Genomic DNA, 10,278 nt, shown 5'->3' with positions numbered 1-10,278 from the left:
CGGTTTTTTTATGCCCGGATTCGTCCGGGCTTTTATTTTTGGGGAGGCGGTAATGTCGGGTAAAGAGCTGGCAGAGGCAGCGGGGAAAGAGGCGTTAAAGCAGGCGCTGAAGGAATGGCTGGATGAAAAGCTGGCTGAGTTCGGATGGTGGAGCCTGAAGATGTTAGCGGCGGGCGCACTGGTGGCGGGCGTGTATTTTTATCTGATTGCAACGGGGTGGCACAAATGATGATCGATCTGTTGATTGCGGAACTGATCCGCGATGAGGGTATGCGTGCATCGCCTTACAAGGATACCAAAGGTATCTTGACAGTAGGAGTAGGGCATAACCTTCAGGCGCATCCATTGCCTGGTGAGGCATACCCGATGACTGATGCGCGTATCAAGGCCGTGCTGGCGTCGGATCTGAAAGCGCTATTTGCTGATCTTGATACGCGCCTCACCTGGTGGCGCGGCCTCGATGAGGTGCGTCAACGTGTGATTGCCAATATGGCGTTTAACCTGGGTGTATCGGGTCTGCTGCAGTTTAAAAACACGCTGGCAGATGCCCAGCGTGGCGATTACATTGCGGCGGCAACGGGCATGCGCGCATCGCTATGGGCAAAACAAGTAGGTGGCCGTGCAACGCGGCTGTCTGAGGCCATGCAAACCGGCATCATGCCAAAATAATCAGGAGGTGGTATGGCGCTCGATCCAATCAGCGCCGCTCTCGATGTGGGCGGCAAATTGATAGACCGGCTCTGGCCGGACCCGGAAAAAGCTGATGCAGCCAAGTTTGAGCTGTTTAAGCTGCAGCAGTCCGGCGAGTTGGCGCAAATGCTCGGCCAGATGGATATCAACAAAGTTGAGGCTGCCAGCACTAGCGTATTCGTCGCAGGCTGGCGCCCCTTCGTCGGCTGGGTCTGTGGTTTTGCATTTGCGGTCAAGTTCGTCGTTGTGCCGGTCGCGGCATTTGTCCTGGCGGCAGCCGGCCATCCGGTCGTTGTGCCGGTGCTAGACATCAGTGAGATGTTGACTGTCTTGGGTGGGTTGCTCGGTTTGAGTGGTTACCGGACGCTGGAAAAGATAAAAGGGGTGGAGGGTAATCGGTAGGTATTTTTTAAACAACAAAATCTTAAAATAGTCCTTGCATGTAGCTCAAATTGAGCCTAATATACACACATCGACAGCGCAATGCTGTCACCGGCGCCTCGCGGGATCAGGGGTGGAGAAATAAAATGGAATCATTAATTTATGTTGGCCTTGACTCTGAGCGGTATGCCGATTTTGTCGCTAATACAGTCAAAGTTGACGAAGTTGAAGACCTTACTGGCAAAGTGCCACATGCTGGATATGGTGGTGCTGTCAAATCAACATACATATCACCTAAAGATGGGCAGCTAAAATTTGTTTTGGAACGCCATCAACAATATGCGCCAGATGCTTGGGGTAATGATGTCTGGATCTTTGCGGATGATTTTACGGTGGCTGAAGCAAGCGAGTTCATTTCAAATTTTGATAAAACAAAAAGTGCTTAATCGTCAAAATTATGAACGTATATTATGAGGAGTAGCTATGGGCCACGGTAACCGTGGCCGCCTGACCGTCAATCATGGTGGTGCATGGCGGCTTTATGCAAATACTTTGCCAGATGGTAGTCAGGCGGTTGGGACTGTCGCTCGTGGTGAGGGCGATATTGGTGCGCTTGTGTTGATGCCGGCAACAGGTTTATACGTCCAGATCAATGCCAATACGCTCAGGCCGTTGGATCAGCGTAAAGTTAAGGCTGCATTAAGTGGCGCGTAAGGCTACTATCATCGGCACTGCAACCGATTGGAGTGGTGATCTGTGGGATGTGCGCGAGTCGCGTCCCACTGTGCACGATTTTGATTTGCTTTTAGGATGGCCGCAATCTGCCGCGAGGGGCAGGGGTGGGTGTGGTGTCGCTGTCATATTGACCGTTGAGCTGGCGGATTACCTGTCTTGTACCAGGTTGTTTGCTGTTGATTTGCCGTGTGGGCGCAATGCTATCAAGCGGATGCGGGCAGATATTGGAGTGCGCTGGGTCGCCGGTGATTGGCGGGGCGCAAGGTTGCCAGACTTGGCATCATTAACGCTTGAGCAATTTTGTGCTCGGCACGGTTGTAGCATGGGGGCAGCCAGCCAGTGGCGTAATAAGTTGATAAACAAGGACTTTAATAATGACGCCTGACAATCTGCGTGCCTGGCAAAGCCAGATGGGTTATACGCAAGCCGGGGCTGCTGAGGCTCTAGGCGTCAGCCTTGCAACGTACAAAGACTGGCTGACTGGTAAAAGTCGCACCACCGGGAGGCCTGTAACTATTGACCGGCGTACAGCGCTAGCCTGCGCTGCTCTGGTGGCGGGTATTCCGCCATTTGCATGTAATGGTGGTGATGATTAGTAAGTAAAAAAGCCCGGAAAACCGGGCTTTTTTTATGCTGTCATTTTGTTGTCATTGCGGAGCCTAAACAGCCCCAAATAACCCTAATTAATGACAATCTTAAAATCGTAAGTCATTGATTTTAAATGATATTTTGGTGGAGTCGGCGGGAATCGAACCCGCGTCCAGAAGCACTCTACAGACAGTTCTACATACTTAGTGCTGCCATTTGATTTAACCACATTGACGCGGACGCACACGCTGCAATGTAGCGAGTTACCTTAAATTTAATCTTGCGCCAAGTAACCCGGTTCAAGACGATTCCCTATGAATGTCCTTACTGCTGTTGCCAGCCCACCCTAGGGAAGAGGTGGTGTAAGGTTAGCCGGTATTAAGCGGCTAATGCGTACGAGTTATCGTTTGCAGTTATATAGTTCAGATTGTATTTACGAGGTAGTCTGGCCTCGGTATGCCCTGCGCTGCTTTGCAACCCCTGTCGAAACCTGGTCGACCCCAAAGCCCTGCTAGTATAACCTATTACGGGACTTCGCGTCCAAGCTTGTCAGGCAGGTTTTTTCTGCTGCAGTTTGGCGCGTATCAGTTCGAGTAATTCCAGTGGGCTGTCGACGATGGCATCTGCTTTCCAGTGCGCTGGTTCGGTGGCGCCACAATAACCCCAGGCAGCGGCGATACTGGTCATGCCAGCGGCCTCAGCAGCCTGAATATCACGCAAATCATCACCGACGTACCAGCAGTCTTCCGAGCGTATTCCTAATTGCCTTGCGGCTTCCAGCAAGGGTGCCGGATGCGGTTTGGCGTGCGGCGTAGTGTCGCCAGAAATCACGCAGCGCGCTTCCTGCAAATCGATTTGCGGTATCAATGGATTGGTCAGGCGTTTTGCCTTATTGGTCACGATACCCCAAGGCAGTGCCAGCATATCCAGACCACGCAACAAACTGGGCACGTGTTCGAACAATTTGCTGTTGACGGCAATCGTGGATGCGTACTGCTCAAGAAATTCCGTGCGCATCGCTTCAAAATCCGGATGTTCGGGTGTGATCTGAAAACCAGCCTGCAATAAGCCGCGTGCACCTGCGGATGCCTGAGGACGCAAAGTCAGGTAATGCACAGGCGCGAGATTGCGTCGGCTGCGCATGGTATTGACGGCGGCAGCCAGATCGGGTGCGGTATCGGCCAGGGTGCCGTCGAGGTCAAACAATATGGCTGATGGAATACGCATAGGTAATGACGAAGGAAAAATCAGTGATCAGACGATAGCTGAGCGAGCAGCGAACTTAGCCGTTCGCTCAGCAGTAGGGGCTCAGGCTGGACGTACGCAGGCGACCATGTAATTGACGCTGGTATCGTTATTAAGTGAGTACATTTTGGTGAAGGGGTTGTAACCCAGGCCCTTCATCATTTTGAGTTCCAGACCTGCATTGCGAATATCCTGCGAAAGCTCAGCCGGTGTAATGAATTTCGCATAATCATGCGTGCCCTTAGGCAGCATCTGCAGTACATATTCGGCACCGATAATGGCGAACAGATAGGACTTAGGATTGCGGTTCAGGGTGGAGAAAAATACATGGCCACCCGGTTTGACCAGTTTGGTGCAGGCGCGGATGATAGAGGCTGGATCGGGTACGTGTTCCAGCATTTCCATGCAGGTCACAACATCGAACTGCCCAGTTTCTGCTTCAGCCATTTCTTCAGCCGCGATCATTTTGTAGCGCACTTGTACGCCCGATTCCAGGCTATGCAGATCGGCGACATTTAAGGCTTTTTCTGATAAATCGATGCCGGTCACAGTGGCACCTTTTTTGGCCATCGATTCAGCCAGGATGCCGCCGCCGCAGCCGACGTCGATCACATTTTTACCCGCCAGCGGAATGCGTTGATTAATCCACTCCAGGCGTAAAGGATTGATTTCATGAAGAGGGCGGAATTCTGAACTGGGGTCCCACCAGCGGTGAGCAAGTTCACTGAATTTTTGAATTTCTGCTGGATCGGCGTTCAAGGTAGACATGGTAGTTTGACTGGCGCAGTTTATAGGCGCGAGAGGCAAAAAGCGTATTGTAGGCGATTCAAGCGGCAGCCGCTTACTTTGCCTGAAACGAAAGTAGTGGCTTCTGCGCTGGCGCAGAAATCAGCTATATTTTTTATCGGCGATCCTGTCAGTTGCGCATGAAAAAAAATCCTGCACCGATGAAAATGATTCAGCAAAAAATGTGGGAATTTTGACGTAGCGATAAGCTTAATGCGGCACAGCGCAGCATCTTTGCTTTGCGTATTAGCTAGCTTGATTTGGTGGGGGAAATAAAAAACCCCGCACGAAGCGGGGCTTTTCAAACAATCAGAGACTGATTATTTTACGTTGCGTGTACCAACAACTTCGATCTCAACGCGACGGTTTTTAGCACGGCCTTCAGCTGTTTTGTTGTCAGCTACAGGTTGTGTTTTGCCTTTGCCTTCAGTGTAAACACGGTTAGCTTCGATACCTTTGCTGACCAGGTATGCTTTTACCGCTTCAGCACGACGGATGGACAGTTTTTGGTTGTATGCATCTTTACCAACAGAGTCAGTATGACCAACTGCGATCACAACTTCCAGATTGATTGCTTTCAATTTGGATGCCATGTCGTCCAGCTGAGCTTTACCTTCTGGTTTCAGAACAGACTTGTCAAAGTCGAACAGTGCGCTAGCAGCGAAAGTAACTTTTTCAGATGTCGGTGCTGGTTTAGCTACTGGTGTTGGTGCTACAACCGGAGTAACTACTGGAGTTGGAGGTGGAGGTGTAGCTGCTTTAGGTGCTTCAACAACCAGAGGAGCGTCGCAACCTGGCACTGCGTCAGCAGGTGTCCAGTAGCCAGTGCGCCAGCACAGACCGAATGCGTCACGAGCGATTACACCGCGTGCATCCTGAACGTATGCGCTGTTAGGTGTCTTTGCTTTGATGTCTTGTTGCGCGGCAGCAGAAAAGGATGCAACTGCGGACGCTGCGATAACGAGCTTAACTAAAATTTTCATATTTCTCCTCTCGGGTGAGATTTAATTACCGCAGATAAACTGCGCAAAATACTGCATAAAACCAGATGATACCACGTGCTTGATGACATTACTATTTCGTCAAACAAGCTTTCTATCAATCAAGGAGCATTCTGCCATAGAGAATGCAGTCGAATGCCATATGAATAAAACCATAAAGTAACACTTAGTTAAATATGTCGTGTATTCACAACGCATTCTAAGTGATTTAAACGTAGTAATCTACATTTGATATTTTATTGATAATTAATTTCCTGTTTTTAGGGGAGCAATCTCCCTGGGGTCGTGAGTGATGCTGCGATGCGGCATTTTAATCGGTTTTTATCTTCTTGCTTAAGAGTTGCAGTGATTCAAAGCTGACAGAGTACTTTCATCATGTTGTGATAGCGCATCGGTTTTTGTCTGCTTGCAATGAGTGTGTCGAATTGCAAAATGAGCAGATTTAGCTTTTATATTAGTTCAATTCCGCAATTTGCCAATCAGATACAGATATTGTGCGAAAAATCCGTTGTTTTGCTGTGCGTCTTCGCGGGGTTGTGGTTCTCTGGCTGGCGGCATTCATCTGTCGCATCGATTTTTGGCCGCACTAACGGCAGCAGGGCAGGTGAAGTCTGCTTTTGTCATTTATGCCGCTTGAGACGCCTTAGCCATGTTAGAATCAAGAGTTAAACGTCAATATAGTCAGGGGCTTTAATAATGCAGTCTCAGCGATATGGTGGCTCCCGCCTGAACAGGTGTGCGAACCGGCAGACTGGCTGATATTCGCCTGCGTTACCCTGTATATGGATGTTGCCAATTAACCAAGCTTTTATTTGCCGGCCTGCCAATGGATCAATTCGCAAAAGAAACACTCCCGATTTCCCTTGAAGAAGAAATGCGCAAAAGCTACCTCGATTACGCGATGAGCGTGATTGTTGGGCGTGCTTTGCCGGACGTGCGTGATGGCTTAAAGCCAGTGCATCGCCGCGTGCTGTTCGCGATGCATGAAATGAATAATGTCTACAACCGCCCGTTTGTAAAATGCGCGCGCGTGGTGGGTGAAGTGATGGGTAAGTATCACCCGCACGGTGATGCTTCCATTTATGACACCCTGGTTCGTATGGCGCAGGACTTCTCGCTGCGTTACACCCTGGTCGATGGGCAGGGTAACTTCGGTTCCATCGACGGCGATAATGCAGCGGCGATGCGTTATACCGAGTGCCGCCTGGATAAGATCGCTAATGAAATTCTGGCTGACATAGAAAAGGAAACGGTTGATTTCGTTCCTAACTATGATGGCAAAGAAAAAGAGCCTTCTGTACTGCCTACCCGCATCCCGAATCTGCTGATCAATGGCGCTTCCGGTATTGCGGTGGGTATGGCGACCAATATCCCGCCACATAACATCACAGAGACCATCAATGGTGCCCTGCATGTTTTGCGCAATCCGGAATGTACGATCGATGAATTGATCGAGATTATTCCTGCGCCAGACTTCCCTACCGGCGGCATTATCTATGGCGTATCTGGTGTACGCGATGGTTACCGCACTGGCCGTGGTCGCGTGGTTATGCGCGCCAAGACCCACTTTGAAGAGTTTGGCAAAGATAATCGTACAGCGCTGATCGTTGATGAGTTGCCTTTCCAGGTCAATAAGAAATCTCTGCTGGAACGTATCGCTGAACTGGTACGTGACAAAAAGCTTGATGGTATTTCCGATATCCGCGATGAGTCGGATAAATCCGGTATGCGCGTTGTGATCGAACTCAAGCGCGGCGAAGTACCGGATGTCGTACTGAATAATCTGTACAAGCAGACTCAGTTGCAAGACACCTTCGGTATGAATATGGTTGCGCTGGTCAATGGTCAGCCTAAATTGCTGAACCTGAAGGAAATGCTGTCTTGCTTCCTGTCGCATCGTCGTGAAGTGGTGACGCGCCGTACTGTGTTCGAATTGCGCAAAGCGCGCGAACGCGGTCATGTGCTGGAAGGTCTGGCGGTCGCGCTGGCAAATATTGACGATTTCATCGCGATTATCAAAGCAGCGCCAACACCACCGATTGCGAAACAGGAATTGATGACACGTGCCTGGGACAGCTCCATGGTACGTGAAATGCTGACCCGTACTGCGGCGGATAATCCTGGTGGGATTGAGGCTTTCCGCCCTGAAAACCTGCCTAAGCATTACGGCATTCAGCCTGATGGCCTGTATAAACTGTCTGACGACCAGGCGCAGGAAATCCTGCAGATGCGACTGCAACGCCTGACCGGACTGGAGCAGGACAAGATCGTCAATGAATACAAAGACGTGATGGCTGAAATTGCCGATTTGCTGGATATTCTGTCTAAGCCTGAACGTGTCACAGTCATCATTACTGATGAGCTGACGCTGGCGCGTAATGAGTACGGCGAAGGTAATAAAGATGTACGCCGCTCTGAAATCACACACAATGCGACCGATCTAGAAACCGAAGATCTGATCACGCCGCAAGACATGGTGGTGACCTTGTCGCACACCGGTTATATGAAGTCTCAGCCTTTGTCTGAATACCGCGCGCAGAAGCGTGGCGGCCGCGGCAAGCAGGCGACGGCAACTAAGGATGATGACTGGATCGAACAGCTGTTCGTCGCGAATACCCATGATTACATCCTGTGCTTCAGTAACCGTGGCCGTCTGTACTGGCTCAAAGTGTGGGAAGTACCACAAGGTTCGCGCACTTCGCGCGGCAAGCCTATCGTGAATATGTTCCCGCTGCAGGATGGCGAAAAAATTACCGTGATTCTGCCTTTGTCGGGTGACAATCGCAGCTTCCCTGAAGACCATTACGTGTTCATGTCTACCAGCCTCGGTACCGTGAAGAAAACACCGTTGACTGACTTCAGTAATCCACGTAAGGCCGGCATTATTGCAGTCGATCTGGATGATGGCGACTTCCTGATCGGTGCGGCGCTGACCGATGGTAAGCACGATGTGATGTTGTTCTCCGATGCTGGTAAAGCGGTGCGCTTCGATGAAAACGATGTGCGTCCTATGGGCCGTACGGCGCGCGGTGTGCGCGGCATGAATCTGGATGAAGGTCAACAGGTCATCGCGTTATTGGTCGCTGAAAATGAACAGCAATCGGTGCTGACTGCTACCGAAAATGGCTTCGGAAAACGTACCCCGATTACGGAATACACCCGTCATGGACGTGGCACCAAAGGCATGATCGCGATTCAGACTTCTGAGCGCAACGGTAAGGTGGTGGCAGCGACATTGGTGGATACCAGCGATGAAATCATGCTCATCACTACCGGTGGTGTGCTGATCCGTACCCGCGTCTCGGAAATTCGTGAAATGGGCCGTGCTACCCAAGGTGTGACTCTGATTGCGGTGGAAGATGGCACCAGCTTGTCGGGTTTGCAGCGCATCGTTGAAACTGATGCGGATCAGGACGTACTGGATGCACCAGCTGCGGCCGATGGCGGCGCGTCTGACGAGGCCGACGCGGCGGAGTAAATCATGACGACCATCTACAATTTCTCAGCTGGCCCTGCGGTGTTACCTAAAGAAGTGTTGCAGCAGGCTGCTGCAGAAATGCTGGACTGGCATGGCAGTGGCATGTCAGTCATGGAGATGAGTCATCGTGGCGCCGAGTTCATGTCTATCATGGACGCTGCCCAGCAGGATTTACGTGATTTGCTGGCAGTGCCGGCAAATTACCAAATCCTGTTCCTGCAGGGTGGCGGACTCGGCGAAAATGCGATTGTGCCGATGAACCTGATGGGTGCATCACCTGATGCGACGATAGACGTCTTACATACTGGTTCCTGGAGTGGCAAGTCACTCAAGGAAGCGCAAAAGTATGGCAAGGTCAATGTCGTTGCGTCAGCCGCAGACAACGGTTTTACGGCGATACCTGCGCGCGACAGTTGGCGCTTAAGCAAAGATGCCGCCTACGTGCATGTCTGCACCAATGAAACCATAGACGGCATAGAATTTCATGCCACTCCGGATGTGAGTCTGGAGACTAATGGCGCGCCGCTGGTCGCCGATATGTCTTCCCATATTTTGTCGCGCGAAATCGATGTGTCGCGTTATGGCGTGATTTTTGGCGGAGCCCAAAAGAACATAGGCCCTGCTGGCCTGACCATTGCCATTGTGCGTGATGATTTGTTGGGACGTGCGCTGCCTTATTGTCCATCGGCCTTTGACTGGAAGACCATAGCTGACAATGGCTCTATGTATAACACCCCGCCGACCTATGCGATCTACATCGCAGGCCTGGTATTCCAATGGCTGAAACGCCAGGGTGGTGTGGCTGCGATGGAGCAGCGTAACATCGCCAAAGCTAAGCTGTTGTATGATTATCTGGATTCCACCGATTTTTACGCAAACCGCGTGGCGCATGATTGCCGTTCCCGCATGAATATCCCTTTCTATCTGCGCGATGAGTCGCTGAATGCGGATTTCCTGAGTGCTGCCAAAGCGCACGGTCTGCTGCAGTTGAAGGGGCATAAGTCTGTCGGTGGTATGCGTGCATCGATCTATAACGCAATGCCACTGGAGGGCGTACAGGCGCTGGTGGCATTTATGCAGGAATTTGCGCAAACGCATTCCTGATGTTGCGGGATTCACGCTGTATCTCACCTGAACTGAGTCCCGCATTTCTGTCCTCAACCGGCAGCCCTTTCTGAGCATGGCATACCCATCACCTGGAAACCGTGGCGCTGCTGAACCAGACCAAAAGACTGGCGAGGCAATCGAAACTTGAAGGAGCAGGCCATGCCTGCTCTGCATTATTCATAAAAAGCGGGGCTGACGAAAAGCTGTTCCGGCAAGGCTTGGTGACGCAGGCAGTACACATGTACGATAAAGCGCCATAAGGCTGCC

11 protein-coding genes and 1 other RNA gene are annotated in these 10,278 nt (G+C 51.1%); 8 read left to right on the top strand and 4 right to left on the bottom strand.

The annotated features are described in order from the left end of the window. Positions 1-52 precede the first annotated feature (52 nt). The 6 genes from H8K43_RS09820 (at position 53) to H8K43_RS09795 (ending at position 2,402) form a co-directional block, all read left to right on the top strand. Positions 53-229 carry a hypothetical protein gene (locus H8K43_RS09820; protein ID WP_186903650.1) on the top strand — a complete coding sequence of 59 codons (177 nt, stop codon included), beginning with the start codon at positions 53-55 and terminating at the stop codon, positions 227-229. Further along, positions 226-669, top strand: a complete 444-nt coding sequence (locus H8K43_RS09815; RefSeq protein WP_186903649.1) for a glycoside hydrolase family protein — start codon at positions 226-228, stop codon at positions 667-669. Before H8K43_RS09820 ends, H8K43_RS09815 begins: the two co-directional genes overlap by 4 nt. A gap of 12 nt (positions 670-681) precedes the next feature. Then, positions 682-1,092: a 3TM-type holin gene (locus H8K43_RS09810; protein WP_186903648.1), complete on the top strand. Its 411-nt coding sequence runs from the start codon at positions 682-684 to the stop codon at positions 1,090-1,092. A 125-nt stretch (positions 1,093-1,217) separates the two neighbouring features. After that, positions 1,218-1,517, top strand: coding sequence for a hypothetical protein (locus tag H8K43_RS09805; RefSeq protein ID WP_186903647.1), 300 nt, complete (start codon positions 1,218-1,220; stop codon positions 1,515-1,517). Between the two features lie 37 nt (positions 1,518-1,554). Further along, entirely contained in the window at positions 1,555-1,785 is a 231-nt protein-coding gene (locus H8K43_RS09800; RefSeq protein ID WP_186903646.1) for a hypothetical protein, read from the top strand. 395 nt (positions 1,786-2,180) lie between these two features. Continuing rightward, positions 2,181-2,402: a helix-turn-helix domain-containing protein gene (locus H8K43_RS09795; protein WP_186903645.1), complete on the top strand. Its 222-nt coding sequence runs from the start codon at positions 2,181-2,183 to the stop codon at positions 2,400-2,402. A 134-nt stretch (positions 2,403-2,536) separates the two neighbouring features. Here the strand turns inward: H8K43_RS09795 and ssrA are convergent. The 4 genes from ssrA to ompA form a co-directional block, all read right to left on the bottom strand. Next, positions 2,537-2,896, bottom strand: a transfer-messenger RNA (tmRNA) gene (gene ssrA / locus H8K43_RS09790). 47 nt (positions 2,897-2,943) lie between these two features. Further along, a complete protein-coding gene (locus H8K43_RS09785; protein ID WP_186903644.1) occupies positions 2,944-3,621 on the bottom strand; it encodes an HAD family hydrolase in 678 nt (225 codons plus the stop codon). Between the two features lie 81 nt (positions 3,622-3,702). After that, entirely contained in the window at positions 3,703-4,407 is a 705-nt protein-coding gene (gene ubiG, locus H8K43_RS09780) for a bifunctional 2-polyprenyl-6-hydroxyphenol methylase/3-demethylubiquinol 3-O-methyltransferase UbiG (RefSeq protein ID WP_186903643.1), read from the bottom strand. A gap of 338 nt (positions 4,408-4,745) precedes the next feature. Then, entirely contained in the window at positions 4,746-5,408 is a 663-nt protein-coding gene (ompA, locus tag H8K43_RS09775; protein WP_186903642.1) for an outer membrane protein OmpA, read from the bottom strand. An 844-nt stretch (positions 5,409-6,252) separates the two neighbouring features. On the opposite strand from ompA, the gene gyrA reads away from it, so the two are divergent. Continuing rightward, entirely contained in the window at positions 6,253-8,904 is a 2,652-nt protein-coding gene (gene gyrA / locus H8K43_RS09770; RefSeq protein WP_186903641.1) for a DNA gyrase subunit A, read from the top strand. Positions 8,905-8,907: 3 nt separating this feature from the next. After that, entirely contained in the window at positions 8,908-10,008 is a 1,101-nt protein-coding gene (gene serC, locus H8K43_RS09765; RefSeq protein WP_186903640.1) for a 3-phosphoserine/phosphohydroxythreonine transaminase, read from the top strand. Positions 10,009-10,278 lie beyond the last annotated feature (270 nt).

The organism is Cognatundibacterium curvum (genome assembly GCF_014284235.1).
Taxonomy (GTDB): domain Bacteria; phylum Pseudomonadota; class Gammaproteobacteria; order Burkholderiales; family Burkholderiaceae_D; genus Undibacterium; species Undibacterium curvum.
The sequence above is the reverse complement of the archived record's forward strand: the minus strand, read 5'-3'. Positions and strand labels throughout refer to the sequence as shown.